The 15,626-nt window shown below is 45.0% G+C and carries 15 protein-coding genes; 1 reads left to right on the top strand and 14 read right to left on the bottom strand.

The genetic code is table 11. From position 1 onward, the window contains the following. Positions 1 to 128 precede the first annotated feature (128 nt). The 14 genes from LKD41_RS09735 to LKD41_RS09670 form a co-directional block, all read right to left on the bottom strand. Positions 129 to 728: a PrsW family glutamic-type intramembrane protease gene (locus tag LKD41_RS09735; RefSeq protein WP_227701062.1), complete on the bottom strand. Its 600-nt coding sequence runs from the start codon at positions 726 to 728 to the stop codon at positions 129 to 131. Next, positions 725 to 1,351, bottom strand: a complete 627-nt coding sequence (locus tag LKD41_RS09730; protein WP_227701061.1) for a histidine kinase — start codon at positions 1,349 to 1,351, stop codon at positions 725 to 727. The genes LKD41_RS09735 and LKD41_RS09730 overlap by 4 nt, the downstream gene beginning before the upstream one ends. Further along, positions 1,338 to 1,700, bottom strand: coding sequence for a DUF4179 domain-containing protein (locus tag LKD41_RS09725; protein WP_022244406.1), 363 nt, complete (start codon positions 1,698 to 1,700; stop codon positions 1,338 to 1,340). The genes LKD41_RS09730 and LKD41_RS09725 overlap by 14 nt, the downstream gene beginning before the upstream one ends. Beyond that, a complete protein-coding gene (locus tag LKD41_RS09720) occupies positions 1,687 to 2,235 on the bottom strand; it encodes an RNA polymerase sigma factor (protein WP_022244407.1) in 549 nt (182 codons plus the stop codon). Before LKD41_RS09720 ends, LKD41_RS09725 begins: the two co-directional genes overlap by 14 nt. Before the next feature lie 382 nt (positions 2,236 to 2,617). Further along, complete coding sequence (locus tag LKD41_RS09715) at positions 2,618 to 3,952, bottom strand: sensor domain-containing diguanylate cyclase (protein ID WP_227701060.1); 1,335 nt, start codon at positions 3,950 to 3,952, stop codon at positions 2,618 to 2,620. Positions 3,953 to 4,039: 87 nt separating this feature from the next. Next, the gene (locus tag LKD41_RS09710; RefSeq protein WP_022244409.1) at positions 4,040 to 4,945 is read right to left on the bottom strand and encodes a dihydroorotate dehydrogenase; all 906 of its coding nucleotides are present in this window, start codon (positions 4,943 to 4,945) and stop codon (positions 4,040 to 4,042) included. Further along, entirely contained in the window at positions 4,945 to 5,712 is a 768-nt protein-coding gene (locus LKD41_RS09705; RefSeq protein ID WP_227701059.1) for a dihydroorotate dehydrogenase electron transfer subunit, read from the bottom strand. The genes LKD41_RS09710 and LKD41_RS09705 overlap by 1 nt, the downstream gene beginning before the upstream one ends. 9 nt (positions 5,713 to 5,721) lie before the next feature. After that, positions 5,722 to 6,648, bottom strand: coding sequence for an orotidine-5'-phosphate decarboxylase (gene pyrF, locus LKD41_RS09700; protein ID WP_118056444.1), 927 nt, complete (start codon positions 6,646 to 6,648; stop codon positions 5,722 to 5,724). A gap of 21 nt (positions 6,649 to 6,669) precedes the next feature. Then, complete coding sequence (locus tag LKD41_RS09695; RefSeq protein WP_227701058.1) at positions 6,670 to 7,953, bottom strand: dihydroorotase; 1,284 nt, start codon at positions 7,951 to 7,953, stop codon at positions 6,670 to 6,672. A 57-nt stretch (positions 7,954 to 8,010) separates the two neighbouring features. Further along, positions 8,011 to 9,261: a GTPase HflX gene (gene hflX / locus LKD41_RS09690; RefSeq protein ID WP_227701057.1), complete on the bottom strand. Its 1,251-nt coding sequence runs from the start codon at positions 9,259 to 9,261 to the stop codon at positions 8,011 to 8,013. A 25-nt stretch (positions 9,262 to 9,286) separates the two neighbouring features. Continuing rightward, positions 9,287 to 10,723 (bottom strand): methyl-accepting chemotaxis protein, encoded by a 1,437-nt coding sequence (locus LKD41_RS09685; protein WP_227701056.1) that lies wholly within the window; start codon positions 10,721 to 10,723, stop codon positions 9,287 to 9,289. A 127-nt stretch (positions 10,724 to 10,850) separates the two neighbouring features. Then, a complete protein-coding gene (locus LKD41_RS09680) occupies positions 10,851 to 12,125 on the bottom strand; it encodes a M18 family aminopeptidase (protein WP_227701055.1) in 1,275 nt (424 codons plus the stop codon). 14 nt (positions 12,126 to 12,139) lie between these two features. Then, the gene (locus tag LKD41_RS09675; RefSeq protein ID WP_022244416.1) at positions 12,140 to 12,949 is read right to left on the bottom strand and encodes a Cof-type HAD-IIB family hydrolase; all 810 of its coding nucleotides are present in this window, start codon (positions 12,947 to 12,949) and stop codon (positions 12,140 to 12,142) included. Positions 12,950 to 13,014: 65 nt separating this feature from the next. Continuing rightward, entirely contained in the window at positions 13,015 to 13,971 is a 957-nt protein-coding gene (locus LKD41_RS09670) for a tetratricopeptide repeat protein (protein ID WP_158567182.1), read from the bottom strand. Between the two features lie 688 nt (positions 13,972 to 14,659). Here LKD41_RS09670 and LKD41_RS09665 point away from each other — a divergent pair. Then, complete coding sequence (locus LKD41_RS09665) at positions 14,660 to 15,583, top strand: 30S ribosomal protein S1 (protein ID WP_227701054.1); 924 nt, start codon at positions 14,660 to 14,662, stop codon at positions 15,581 to 15,583. Positions 15,584 to 15,626 lie beyond the last annotated feature (43 nt).

The following is a 15,626-nucleotide window of genomic DNA, read 5'->3' as shown; positions in this document are numbered from 1 at the left end:
CTGTGATAAAAACCCTTTCACTTATATAGGTACAAAAAAACGAAAAAACTCTCACCCAAAACGCATAATTTTTCACAAAAATTTGAGAGCTGCCAAAAAGCAGCTCTCAAAGAGTGGATATTCGGTTATTACTTCCGTGATAATCGGAAAACGGATAGCCTTCCTGCCGCCACCAGCAGCACCGGCAGGGCGTAGGCGATGAGCAGATTGTAGATGGCATGGAGGGTGATGGCTGCGCCCAGCAGCCCACAGGTGCCTGCAACCTTCAGCCACGTCCGCCGCCACATGTAGGCAAGCCCGCCGCCCACGATCAAGCCGCAGAGGACGTGCATCGCGCCCGTGCCGAAGCCCCGGAAGAAGATGAAGGAGAAGCGGTCCGCGCCGTTCTGGATGAGATAGCACACATTTTCAAAGGTGGCGAAAGTGAGGGCAACCGTGATGGCGGCAGCCTTGATTTTATCCCCCTCCGGCTCAAACACCAGCAGATAGACCATCAGCGGCAGCAGCTTCATCATTTCCTCCACCACCGGCGCGATCTCCGCCGTGGCGGCAAGGGCGTCCGCCTGACACACCGCCGCGAGGAAGGTGTTGATATAGGCCGAGAGCAGGCACACCCCCATTCCGGCAATGCAGAACAGGAAGAAGCGGAGCTGCCGCCTGCCCATGCACAGAGCGGCCACCAGCAGGGGAGATACCATGCAGATGAAGATGTTTTCGATGTAGGTCATGCTTCCACCGCCTCTCTCGTGGCAGGCAGCAGCCCCAGAATCGCAAGCGTCAGCAGCATATCGCACCAGAAGGTTGGACTTGCCGGAGAGGTATCCGGCCAGAAGCAGCCCGCCGTCCACAGCAGGTATTCTGCGTACACAAAGCACAGCACGCCGATGTGAAACCACCGCATATTCCGCGCTGTGCCCGTCTGCGTTTTCGCATAGGCAAGCCCTCGAATGGCGCAGAAGGAGAGCCATATCATCATGCCGCACCAGATCAGGTTGGAGAAAATGTCCCCGAAAGTGCAGTAGAACGCCAGCAGCGGCACGCCGAACACAGGCGCAAGCCATGCCCTGCGGCAGTGGAAACTGCGCTCATTTGTTCCGGTCAGCGTGGCCTGCAAAATGCGTAGGAAAATTACGCTGGCCACCCAGCCGAACTCCGACACATAAAAGACCCGCGGCGTGGTATCGAACAGCAGCAGATACAGCGTCCAGTAGAGCGCACTGAGGGCAAAGCAGCCGTAGAAGCACAGCAGCAGGAAGTACGCCTGCCGCCCACTTTTTCGGCAAGAGATACCCGAAAGTAGCGCACCGACGAATGTGGTCAGTAATTGCAGCAGGTTCTCAATCAGCTCCATGAATTCCCTCGCTTTCTTTGTCCTGCCCGTCCTCACGGTTCATCTGCCGCAGCCGGAAGCACAAAACGGTCACGCACACGCCCAGTAAAAACGCCAGAAGCCCGATGACAATATATCCCAAAGCTACGCCGCTGTGAAAGATGCTTGCCGCAGTTTCAAAGCCGCAATAATCGCCTGTCTGGATGCTTGCGGCAATGCCGGGCATGGCGAGGGACGCGCCTATGAGCAGCACAAGGCACGCCGCCACAGCGGAAGCCATGGTGATCGTATTGCGCCGCAGCCGTTTCTCCTGTTCAATTTTAGCAATGCGCCGCTTGGTCTCCGTGACCCGTTCCTCATGACTCCGCATTTGTGATTCCCTCCCGTTCTAAGAGCCTTCGTAGGCTCTCTTTTCCGCGATACACCATGTTGGTGATCTGTTTTACCGTTTTTCCCGTGACCTCCGCCGCCTGTGCGTAGCTCATATCCTCAAAATAGGTGAGATACAGGACTTCCCGATAGTCCGGGTTCATTTCGCTCATGCAGAAATGCAGAATGCGGTTTCGCTCCTCCGTCCGGATGATCTCCTCCGTCAGCAGCCGTCCGTCCGGCTCGTTGGTCAGCGCATCAAGGCTAAACAGTGGCTTTCGTTTGCTCTTGTGGCGCAGCGCCATGTGCCGCGCCGCCTTATAGAGATACGCCTTGAGGCCGCCGTCCCGGATGCGGGGCTTTTTCGTGAACAGATAGGCGAAAACGTCCAGCATCAGCTCTTCGGACTCGTGAACGTCGTGCAGATAGCCGTCGATATACAGGGTCAGGGGGTCGCCGTATTTTTTCATCAGGGCATTGAGTCCTTCGTCGTCGCCGCTCAGATATTGGCGGTATAAAGCCTCGTCGCAGGTCATAGCGTTCACTTCCTTTTTGCGGATGCTTCCAATTCCAATGCGGAGAGGATCCGCATGGATAATACTCAATACAATACATTATATACGAATATCCGAATAAAAAGCAAGCCCACACGGATGACACACCAAACGAGCAATCCAGAAACTCATTCTCTTCCGGCTCCATTTGCTCCTGTTTTCCAGCTTCTATCGGCTGTTCACTGCTCTGTGCCGGTAACCAAAATAAAAAAAGTCCATGCATCTGTATCTCTACAAACACATGGACGAATTCACTGCCACTCTTGATATTTGGCGTATCCTTCCTACGAATTACTACACACTTTTTTCTTTTACCTAATTTCTTATGCTACCATACTTCCCTGAAAACCTCAATGCATTTTTCTTAATGGCGCCGGTCTATACCGGCATTATTATAATAAGCTGCTTTTTCCTGATACATTCTGCGTTCAGCTTCCATCAGCAAGAGGTCAAATCCACGCTCCCAGCTTTCCTGCCATACTGATCCGACTGCCATTACTACATCTTTTTTCTTCATGCCAGCCTTCATACGTTCTATCCGCTGCTTCAGTTCCTCTTCTCCGATACCTGCACACAGTGCCAGAAGTTCATCCCCTCCAATACGGAACAGTCCATAGTCTGAAAATTCCTCACGGAGTAATTCGCCGGCACGCAGAATGAGCTGGTCACCTGCCTGATGACCTAAAGTATCATTTACCCTTTTCAGTCCTGTAATATCGCAATACACCACACCAAAGCCTGAAGTCCCTGATGCATCTGTAACATACTGTTCCATGGCAAACCGGTTTCCAAGTTTCGTAAGCTGGTCACTATAGCTCATCCGTTCCAATTCCCGCACCAGATTACGCCTTCTGATGCTGGAGACAATAAAATATCCCATAATCTGAAGCATATTAGAAGTATAATCCAACATTTTTTCGGGAGGATTATCAACTCCATAAAAACCGATGATTTTCTGCCCTTCATACAGTGGAACTACTACCAGCGTTGAAATATTCTGTTGTTTCAGATTCTCATACTGCAGTGGATCACTCTCACGTATATTTTCCAGATTACCAATGATAATATTTTTGCCTTCCCTAAAATTGCGGTACCAGTTCTCGCATACTTCAGCCGGAACATTCTGCAAATTATCTTTCTCAGGCCCGATACCATTCGCTACCCATTCATAGGTGTTATCGTCATTTCCCAATAAGTTTTTTTCAAAAATATAGGTACGTTCTCCATTCAATGCCTTTCCAAGATATTCCAGAATAATTTCCAGCGACTGTTCTGACGTAGGGGCATTTAACGAAATTCTTATGCCCTCATTTATAATAGCCTCCATATTTTCATAGTTTTGAATCAGACTTCCCTGTTTTTCTTCGTTGCTGACATCCAGTGCAATTTCTACCCGGTAACGTCGACCATCCTGTTCCAGCATAGTATCCTTCAACAACAGATGTTTGCCAAGAACCGGATTATAATACTTCCATTCTTTAAACTCACCTTCTACCAGTTCCTGATTATTGCACATACTACAAGGGGCGGCATTATGCTGCATCACCTCATAACATTTCTTTCCTTTTATTTCCTCCTGGGTCTGAAATCCAAAGTTTTCCCGTGTTTTCCGGTTCATATACACAAGCTCATATGTATCAACATCTGAGACATATACAAATTCATTAAGATTTTCAAAGAAATTCCAAATCTTTTCCACTGTTTCTATCCTTTCCGTCAATTACATTACTTACCTTTTATCCCTGGACATCATTTTATCTCTCCGGCAGCACCAAAAACAGTCCCATTAATCAGTGACTGCACCAATCAGTTCATTGATATCTTCAACTCCATTATTTTCCATATAATCCTGTATACCATTGATAATATCAATCGTTGCGGTAGGATTAGTAAAGTTTGCAGTTCCCACAGATACTGCGGTTGCTCCTGCCAGTATCAGTTCCAATGCATCTTCAGTGCTCTGTACACCTCCCATTCCGATAATCGGAATATTCACTGCCTGGGCTGCCTGATATACCATACGCACTGCAATTGGATGCACTGCCGGTCCGGACATCCCACCAGTTCTGTTTGCCAAAGCAAATTTTCTGCGGTTTACATCAATCTTCATTCCAGTCAGTGTATTAATCAGGGAAATTACATCTGCTCCGCCTGCTTCTGCCGCTTTTGCCATCTCTGTAATATCCGTTACATTCGGGCTCAATTTCATAATAACCGGCTGTCTTGCATATTTTTTCACTTCTTTTGTAATTTCTTCTACAGAAGCAGCATTCTGTCCAAAGGCAATACCGCCTTCTTTGACATTTGGGCAGGAAATATTGATTTCCAGCATATCTACCGGCTGTTCGGCCAGTCTTTCCACAACTTCTATATAATCGGAGGCTGTTTTTCCACAAACATTTACAATAATGCGTGTGTCATAGTGGGTAAGAAATGGAATATCACGCTGTACAAATACATCAATACCAGGATTCTGTAAACCGATAGCATTTAACATTCCACCGTACACTTCTGCCACACGAGGGGTCGGATTCCCCGGCCATGGTACATTGGCAACACCTTTCGTCACTACTGCACCCAATTTATTCAAATCTACAAATTCACTGTATTCCTGACCGGAGCCAAAGGTTCCGGATGCTGTCATAATCGGGTTCTTCAATAATACTCCTGCCAGATTTACTCTTGTATTCATTAAAGTTCCACCTCCTCAGCCCGGAAAACCGGTCCTTCTTTACATACACGTTTGTTATTGACATTGGAATGTTCATCCTTGTCCTTAGACTGGCACACGCAGGCTAAACAGGCTCCGATTCCACAAGCCATACGTTCTTCCATGGAAATCCAGCACTCAATCTGTTTCTCTTTTGCATATTCCTTAATAGCTGCCAGCATCGGCTTTGGCCCGCAGGCATAGATAATCTCTGCTGTCAGCCCATTTTCACGGATGGCATCCAATACATTTCCTTCTGTCCCGGCACTTCCGTCCTCAGTTGCCACATAGACTTCTCCTTCTTCACGAAATTCATCCATCAGGAAAAGCTCATCCCGGAAACCAAGTACCATCTGCTTTTCACAGTCCAATTCTTTTGCCAGCTCTAACATTGGCGGAATACCAATTCCACCACCAATTAAGAACGCTTTCTTTTCTTTCTTCGGAAATCCATTTCCCAGCGGTCCTGTTATATTAAGAATTCCGCCGGTATGCATACCGGAAAACTCTTCTGTTCCCTTTCCAACTTTACGGTATACCAGACGGATGGCATTATCCTTTTTATCAATTTCACAGATACTGATTGGTCTTGGAAGCAGCCTGCTTCCTTCATTACAATATACAGATACAAACTGACCTGCTTTTGCATGTGCTGCAATCTCTTCCGTACGCAGCCACATACTGTAAATGTCATCCGCAATTTCTTCCTGGCGGATAATAATCGCCTGTTCTTTAAACTTCTCTGCCATCTTCTTCTCCTATCTTGCCTGTAAAGCTCCATCGATATCTTTTATCATTGCCTCTACTGCTGCTCTGGATGCATCTGCAAAATGTTCTGCTCCAAAAGATGCATAAGCCTCCTGCTTATATGCTGCAATGATTCCACGGGATGAATTGACAATTGCACCCAGTCCGTTTTCGTCGAAGTAATGTACTAAGTCCGCTCCTTTTCCACCCTGGGCACCGTATCCCGGAACCAGGATAAAGCTCTTTGGCATTACTTTACGAAGGACTTTTCCTATCTCCGGATAGGTTGCTCCTACTACTGCTCCCACATAGCTGTAGTTATCTCCCATGACTTCTTCGCCCCACTGTGCTACCTTTTCACCGACATATTCATACAGTGGTCTGCCATCAATTAATCTGTCCTGGAATTCTCCACTGGATGGATTGCTGGTCTTAACTAAAATGAAGATACCTTTTTTCTCTTCTTTACATACTTCCAGGAAAGGCTTGATTCCGTCTGAACCAAGATATGGATTAACGGTTGCAAAGTCTTCATCAAAAGCAGAAAGCTTCTTACTTCCCACCTGGACTTTACCAAGATGTCCCACTGCATATGCTGCGGATGTAGAACCGATATCGCCACGTTTTACATCTCCGATTACCACAAGGTCTTTGGAGTGGCAGTAATCTACTGTCTTCTGATATGCTTTCACACCCTCTGTTCCAAACTGCTCATACATGGCAATCTGTGGTTTTACAGCAGGAATCAGATCATAAGTGGCATCTACAATTGCTTTGTTAAACTGCCAGATTGCTTCTGCTGCACCCTCTAAAGTCTCACCACACTCCTTAAATGCTGCTGCCTTAATATGTTCCGGAACATAATCTAACATCGGATCTAAGCCGACAACGATTGGTGCATGGGTTTTCTCGATTTTTTTAATTAATTTGTTAATCATATCTTTAAGCCTTTCTTTTTCTTATTCTTCTGCTGCATCATATACAATTTTGCCGTCACAGATAGTCATCATTACTTTACCGGTTACTTTTCTGCTGTGGAATGGTGTATTCTTTGCTTTCGACCAGAACTTGTTCTTATCAATGGCATAAGTGCATTCCGGATCAAAAAGCATGACATCTGCCATTCTTCCCTCTTCCAAAGTTCCTTTCTTCAAATGAAGAATCTGTGCCGGGTTATAGCTCATCTTCTCTACCATCTGCATCGGTGTTAAGTATCCACCCAGCACGAGTTCTGTATAAGTCAGTGCTGCTGCAGTTTCCATTCCAACGATTCCGAATGGTGCCTTTACCATGCTGCTATTTTTTTCATCTGCTGTATGCGGTGCATGGTCTGTAGAAATGACTTCCATGGTTCCGTCGGAAAGTCCCTTTTTCAATGCCTCCACATCATCTTTCCGGCGGAGTGGCGGATTCATCTTATAATTAGTATCTCCCTCTACCATATCATCTGATGTCAGTGTAAAATGATGCGGACATACCTCTGCGGATACCGGAATATGCTCTAACTTGGCATATTTTACCATGATTACACTGTTCTTTGTGGAGCAGTGGCAAAGATGCAGGTGTGCACCGGTATCTTTGGATAACAGGATATTTCTTGCAATCATGATATCTTCTACGGAATTGGTAATTCCAGCCAGTCCCCACCGTTTTGCATTCTCATCCTCGTTGACCACGCCGGAGCCAACCAGATTCTTATCTTCGCAATGTGACAGTACCGGAATGTTACAGTCTCTTGCTACCAGCATGGCATCTCTTGCAAGAAGTGAATTCATGACTGATTTGCCATCTTCACTGATTGCAGGGCTTCCTGCCTCCACCATCTCTTTGATGTCAGCTAATTCCTCTCCCTGCTGTCCTTTTGTTACAGCACCAACCTGTAATACATGCACCAGTCCGACACTTTCTGCCTTATGATGTACATAACGTACCACATCAGCATTATCTACCACCGGCTTGGTATTTGGCATTGCAAGTACCGTGGTATATCCGCCTCTTGCTGCGGAACGGGTTTCTGTTTCAACATCACCCTTATGAGTAAATCCTGGATCCCGCAAATGCACATGCATATCAACGAGTCCCGGCATTACATACAGTCCTTTGGCATCGATAGTCTTCTCTGCCTTTTTCTTGATATTTTTCCCTCTTTTGGTAATGACTCCATCTTCTATGAAAAGGTCCATTACATCATCTGTTTTCGTAGCCGGATCTAAAATGCGGCCACCTTTTATTAAGATTGTCATGTGGAATACCTCCTGTTGCTCCTATTTTAGCATACAAGCAGTTCTGGGGCAATCTGCTCATGCATGTATTTTCTCAAATAGCTCCGGAGGTACATATGCTTCTATACGGATTCCCTCCGGCAGATATTCTTCTGCTATTAATTCTCCTGTTTCTCTTATCTGCTGCAGCAATCCACCCTTGTCATATGGCAGCACTGTCTCAAGATAGTGTTTGTTCTCCCGCAGTATCCGGGCGAGGCAGTCTTTCAGTTCTTCTAGTCCATCACCTCTTGCTGCAGATACCCGTAAAGTAATATCTGCCCTGCCATCCCGCAATGGTTCCCAGTCTGTAATGGCATCCTGCTTATTAAACAATGTCAATATCTTTTTATCTGTAACCTCTAACTGGTGCAATGTCTCATATACAATATGCATCTGCTTGGCAGCCTGTGGATTGGATGCATCCACCACATGAATGATAAAATCTGCATACTTAGCTTCCTCTAAAGTACTACGGAAGGCATCAATCAGATGATGCGGCAGTTTTCGGATAAACCCTACCGTATCCGTAAGCAAAAGCTTCTGGCTTCCCGGAAGTTCTAACATTCTGGTAGTCGGGTCTAAGGTTGCAAAAAGTTTATCCTCTGCAAGAATTCCAGCTCCGGTCAGAGCATTTAAAAGGGTTGATTTACCGGCATTGGTATACCCTACAATCGCTGCCACCGGAACATGATTCCGCTGTCTTGCCACACGATTCACTTCCCGGTGCCTTTTCACTTCCTCTAACTCCCGTTTGAGCTGGCTGATTCTTGATGCAATCAGACGACGGTCTACCTCTAACTTTTTCTCTCCCGGACCTCTCGTTCCAATTCCTCCTCCCAGCCTTGACATACTCTTTCCTATGCCGGAAAGACGACTCATGCGGTAACGAAGCTGTGCCAGTTCCACCTGTATCTTTCCTTCACTGGTAGATGCTCTGGCAGCAAAAATATCAAGGATAATTAAGGTTCTGTCCATCACTTTTACGTTCAGGGCATCTGAAAGATTCCGAAGCTGTGCCGGGCTTAGTTCGTCATCGCAGACAATTCCTGTTGCATTGGTCCATGCAATTTCATCCAGCAGCTCTTCTACTTTTCCGCTACCAATATAAAGCCCCGGATGTATTGTCTGACGGTTCTGGATTACCCTGCCCACCGTTACTGCTCCGGCAGTCTTCACCAGCTCCTCCAATTCATCCAGGGAGTCTTCTGTATCATCGCCATCCTGGCTGCTTACGCCAACCAGGATGACTCTTTCTTCCATTTCATTGTTTTCAAAAAATTCAGGCATAAAATATCCTTTTCTTACTTTCTGTTTATGCAAACACACTCTGTCCGTTCTGGGATAATCCTGCAGAAATATTTAAAATTGCAGCAAAATCATTCTGTAATTCATTTGAGCATTTCTCTGCTTCCAGATAAATTTCTTCTGCTTTTTCCGCGTTCTCATCAAACAGTGCCTGCTGCACTTCTTTTCCATATCCATGGAATCTTCTGTGTTTCTCTGCCAGTGCATTCCAGACCGGTGCAATTGCCGGATTTTCCGGATGCATGGAATAGTAAAAATGACCAAAGCCACATTTTGTATCATCAAATTGTAACGTAAGGACATTCTTCTCAGTTACCATGGTATGTAAAGTCTCAAGCCATGCCCTATGTGCTTCCATTGCTTTTTGTACATAAGCATCAAAAACTGCATTATCCATACGGTAAAATGCATCACGGCTCATTTCTCCTATAACCTTCGCCACATTATCCATACCCGTTTCAACCTGGGTTAATGGTTCTACCGAACCTTTTAAATTTCCATTTATAACGGTCAGCAATTCTGCATCATTGCTGAGATTACTGCACTGGTCTTCAATACAGGACACCTGGGTTTCCAGCACATTCATGGAGCTGCTGATTTCTTCACTGATACCAGCAAGGGAACCAATCGATTCGCTGATGGTTCCAACATTTTTCTTGTTCTCGTCATTAATATTCCATACAGCATTAATCTTCTGATCAATATTGTCAAGAGATGTAATTGCAACATCCACACTCTTAGAACTCTTCTCAGAAGCATCACGGATTCCTTCTACGAATTCACCCATATTTCCAGTTAACTGTTTGGTTCCCTCTGCCAGCTGACGGATTTCTTCCGCTACAACGGCAAATCCCTTTCCTGCTTCTCCTGCTCTTGCTGCCTCGATTGATGCGTTCAATGCCAGCAGGTTGGTCTGTTCGGAAATTGCATTGATACCTTCAATGACTTCATTCATATGATTGATAACATCCATCAATGCATCCATATTCTTCTTCATTTCTGTGGATTCTGAGATTGCATCTTTGGATAAATCCCGGATAGCTGTCAGTTCTTCCTGGCCATTCTCTATCTTCTTATAAATATCAGTAGTTTTCTCTGATACATCAACAATTGTATTGGTCAGACCCTCATGGGCATTTCTTACTTCCTCTGCAATACTGGATGTTTCTGCTGCTGCATCATGGATTGCCTTTGTTGCTGTATTGACATCCTCTGCTGTCGTTGTCATCTTTTCGGTATCATGTCCAACTTTCAGGCCTAAGGCACTCATTGTCATAACTGCCTGCATATCTTCCCCATATACCTGTGCAAGCTGACGTCTGCCAGCGCTCATGCGTTCATACATATTCTGCAGTTCCGGTGAACCTGCAGCATAATTCTCTTCTTTCATCTCACTAATTGACTGAACCAGATTTATAATTTTTTTATTCTTTCCCAATGCCATATATTTCCTCCAATCAATGCACTTTCTGTGCATTACGTTATACTACTAATTTTGTACTGAATCTTACCGATTGTCAACGACATTTTGTGATATTTTTCCAAAAAATTCAACTTTTTTTGCAATTTCTTTATGCAGAAAATATTTTCAAAAACATTACCAATGCCTGATAATCTCTCATATCTGCCAGTTCTCTTGCAGAATGCATGGCAAGCATCGGAATTCCAATATCCGCTCCCTGCATCGGCAGATAGGAAACCACAATCGGTCCAAGGGTCTGTCCACCCGGCATGCCGGAACGGTTTACCTGCACCTGATATGGAATATCTGTCTTTTTACAAAGCTGCATCACCACCGCTGTTGCCTCACTGTCAGAAAGATACCGCTGGCTGGCAGAAGTCTTTACGGTAATTCCTTTTCCCAATATCACATCATTCGTAATATCTGATTTATTTGTGTAATTCGGGTGTACGGCATGAGCTCCGTCTATAGACAAGAGAAAGCCTCCCCGGAGCATATCATTTACCTCTGTTTCTGCCATTCCAAAGGCTGCACCAATCTTCATTATGATATCCTTAAGAAGACTGCTGTCTGCTCCCTGCTTGGAGCGGCTGCCGATTTCCTCATTATCAAATAATCCTGCCACAACCAGTGAATCTCCGGTCGTTTTTTCACACATTGTCTCCACAATTGCTGCTACCGATGCCAGATTATCGATTCTCGGAGAAGAAAGAAGCTTCTTATCACTTCCTATTAATTCCGGTTCATCCATATTGGTAAGGAATAAATCATAGCTTAAAACCTCATTTGCCTCTGCCCCAAGCTGTTCTTTTAAGTAATCCGTGAAAAAATTCTCTGTAACGTCTCCGTCCTGCTCTATTCCAAGCAGTGGAAGCAGTTCTCTTTGCATATCATATTCCTGTTTTCCGCCTGCCTCACGGTTCAGGTGTGGTGCTAATGACGGAATCACTGCTGCCGGTTCCTCACTTCCGAAAAGCTTTACTTCCGGTGCAAATGGATGTTCCGATTCTAATACCACTTTCCCATAAATTCCAAGTGGACGGTCAAACCATGTATTTTTGAGCATACCGCCATATGGCTCCACATTTAACTGCCTGTAATCCTTCGTCTTCACTTCAGGATTCGGTTTTATTTTAAAACATGGAAAATCTGTATGGGCCAGCATCAGGCGGAGTGCCGTCTTTCTGTCCAGCTGTTCCGGAACAGAGAATGCTGCTACCATACCGGAATACGGTCTTACATAGTATTTACCGCCTGCATGAAGCTGCCAGGATTCCTGCAGCTTTAATTCTTCATACCCTGCCTCCTGTAACTGCTTTCCTGTCCATTCTGTTACATGATATGGTGATTTTCCCTTTGACAATAGTTCTGTTATTTTCTGCATGCCATACGCCTTCCTTACATGAATCTATCTATTACAAGCGCCACTCCGTCTTCATCATTGGAAGTGGTAATATAATCTGCGACCTCTTTTACCTCCGGCTGTGCGTTTGCCATTGCCACACCAAGCCCGGCAAATGCAATCATAGACTTGTCATTAAAGCCATCTCCACAGCAGATCATCTGCTCCTTCTTTTCTCCCAGATATTCTAACAGTTTTCCAAGAGAATATGCCTTATCAATGGATGGTGGAACAATTTCTAAGAAAAACGGTTCTGAGCGAAAAATGTTTAATTGTTCTCCAAAGGTCTGCCGCATCACATCCTGTGCTTTTGCAATCTTTTCCGGTTCTCCTGTCATCAGGAATTTATTTACCGGATAATCTACATATTCTGCGAAATTATCTACCTCTTTTATCGGCATTCCGTTAATTTTTCCCTCGTTACGGCTATATTCATTCACTCCGTTTCCATGGATGATGGTATTTCCTTTATAAGTAAGCACGCCTACACCCAGTCTGCATGCCTGCTCATACACTGCCGGCACCAGTTCTACCGGTATTGTCTTATTGTATACAATCTCTCCGGTCTCATAATTAATAATCTTTCCACCATTAAATGCCAGTACAAATCCGCCATAGCTCTTCAAATCCAGTTCGTCTGCCAGCTTTACGATGCCCCCGGTAGGACGGCCGGATGCCAGCACTACTTTTTTCCCTTCCTTTTGAATCCGCATCAGTGCGTCTTTCGTCTTTGGTGTAATGACTTTCTTTGAATTGGTTAAGGTGCCATCTAAATCCAGCACGATAATCTCATAGGTTTCGCTCATTTTCGTATTGTTCCTCTCTGCCTTTTTCCCTCGTTTTCCTGTCCCATACATTTTGCCCTTTTTGCTTAACGTGTCATCAAAAACAAGTATTCCCGGGCAGCTTCTTCGTCATTCGGATAATTCTTTGTATAATCCTCCATCTCGCTTTTTGCAGATGTGAAATCTCCGCTCTGTTCATATGCCAGTATCAGATTACGCTGCGCCTCCTGCTTCTGTGAGCCTGCATCTAAATCCAGTGCCATCTTAAGATAGTTTATTGCACTGTCATAATTACCTTTTTCTAATTCCATTCCTCCCAGACAGATCAATGCTGTCGGATTATCCTGATTTTCATCGATATATTCTTTATATAATCCGGCTGCCTTCTCATCTTCGCCTTTCACTTCATAGAGCTGTGCCATATACAAAGAAGCTTCCGTGCTCTTTTTATTAATAGCTGTCGTAAGCTCTGTTTCCGCATTATCATAATCTCCCAGTAATAGATAAATTCTGCCTCTCTGGGCATAGTCCTCCGCTGATTTACCACCTGCTTCAATACCTTTTTTCAGATACTCCTGACCTTCGGTCTGCATTCCTGCGGCATAACACTCCTGGTACAAAGCAATATACATTTCATAGTCACTGCCGGCATACTGTGCTGCCAGATTAAAATTTTCTTTTGCTTTATCCATGTCATTTTCTTTCCGGTACAGTTCTCCTAACAGGAAATATGCCTGGGCATTTTTCTTGTCATAATTGATTAACGCCTGATAGGTCTCAATGGCATCCTCTTTCTTTCCTGCGGCATACTGTGCTGCTGCTTTATAATAACAGGTATCTATTTCTTCTTCTCCCACAACTGCCAGCGACTGGTCCAGTGCATTCTGAAATGCATCAATGGCGCCTTCATAGTCACCCTCCTGCATACAGTTGATGCCTATCTGCCGATATGCATCTTTATTATTCTGTGTCTCATCCTCCTCACAGCCGGCCAACAGTAGTCCTGTGGCAAGTACAACTGCCATATATTTTATTTTCTTCATAATTGCCTCGCTTTCATCCGCTTTAGTATAGCAAATTAAGGCTCTTCTTTCAACCTCGCCCCGGCTTGTTTTTCTTCGTTTCCTGTGATACACTGCAAGAAAAATCATGAGTTATTCTCATGCATATAGTTAGGCGATTGCGAATCGGAACAGAAAGGATTCCGGCAAAAAAATTTTGCGGCATTCCAAGGGAATCTGATTTTCTTTGATGTGAAATGCCAACCGTTCTTAGTGGTTTATTTTTCTTGATTATAAACTGTCTTTTCACTTGCTTTGACAGAATCGGGGCACTGTCCATCAAGGGCGGATGCCACATAATGTCTGCAAGGGGCACTGGGAATTTCGGCATACTTTTTCTTTCATCTGGCAACCGGCACAAATTCACATCCATGTTCAATTGTGCCTCGCTGGTACATCCCTGTACCAGCGTTGCCTGCTGCCAGATGAAATTCCGGGTGCCCCTAACAGCCCTTATCAGGCATCAGTACTTTGACGGACAGTGTCCCGATTCTGCTCAAACATGGAAAAGACTGTTTTTATCGTAAAAAGAAAAACGAACCACTTAGAACGGTGGTATTTCATCATCCGAAAAACAGTCTCTTGGAATACCGCAAAACTTCTTTACCGGCAGCTCCTGTCCCCTTTCGCAATCGCCTAACCAGAATCAGATAAGAAAAGAGGTTTTACTATGTCAGAAAACGAAGCAAAAGAAACCATGCAGGACTTTGAAGCAGAGCTTGAGGCTTCCTTCCGGAAAATCAACGAAGGAGACATCTTAACCGGAACCGTTATCTCTGTGGATGAAGACGCCATCACATTGGACTTAAAGTATTATGCCCCGGGAATCATCAAAGCAGATGAAGTCAGCAACGACCCATCCTTTGTCATTGACGAACACATTCATCCGGGAGATATCTTAGAAGCAACGGTCATCCGCCGGGATGATGGAGGAGGCAACATTTTACTTTCCATGAAAGAAGCCAACGAAGTGCTTGCCTGGGATAAGTTAAAAGAGCTGTTGGAAAACGAAACCGTTGTTACCGTAAAGGTCAGTGAAGCGGTAAAAGCCGGTGTGGTTGCATACCTTTATGGCATTCGCGGATTTATTCCGGCTTCACAGATTACCACAGCCTATGTAGAAGATACCGAAAGCTATGTTGGCAAAGAATTAGAAGTCCGTGTCATTACTGTAGACGAGGAAGATGACCGTCTGGTGCTCTCCGGTAAATCCGTTGCTCTTGAAAAAGAAACAGAAGAAAGAAATCATAAGATTGCCATGCTTGTTCCAGGAAGTATCGTAGAAGGAACGGTAGAAAGTCTGATGCCATATGGTGCATTTATCAACCTTGGGGACGGACTTACGGGACTTGTCCACATTTCCCAGATTTGTGAACGCCGTATCAACAAGCCTTCCGAAGTATTAAAGGAAGGACAGCATGTAAAAGCCAAGCTTTTAAATACCAACGACGGCAAAATCAGCTTAAGCATGCGTGCATTGGAAGAAGAAATGGTAGATACTTCTGTAGAAGAAAAAGAAGACTTATCCGCCTACACCTCTGATGAAAGTGCTTCTACCAGCCTTGGCGCACTGTTAAAGGGATTGAAGCTCTAAGTCGTATTTCATAAAACGCAACAAGGGACAGATATTTCTATCT

This window comes from Roseburia sp. CLA-AA-H209 (assembly GCF_020687575.1).
GTDB classification, from domain to species: Bacteria; Bacillota; Clostridia; order Lachnospirales; family Lachnospiraceae; genus Roseburia_C; species Roseburia_C amylophila.
The sequence above is the reverse complement of the archived record's forward strand: the minus strand, read 5'-3'. Positions and strand labels throughout refer to the sequence as shown.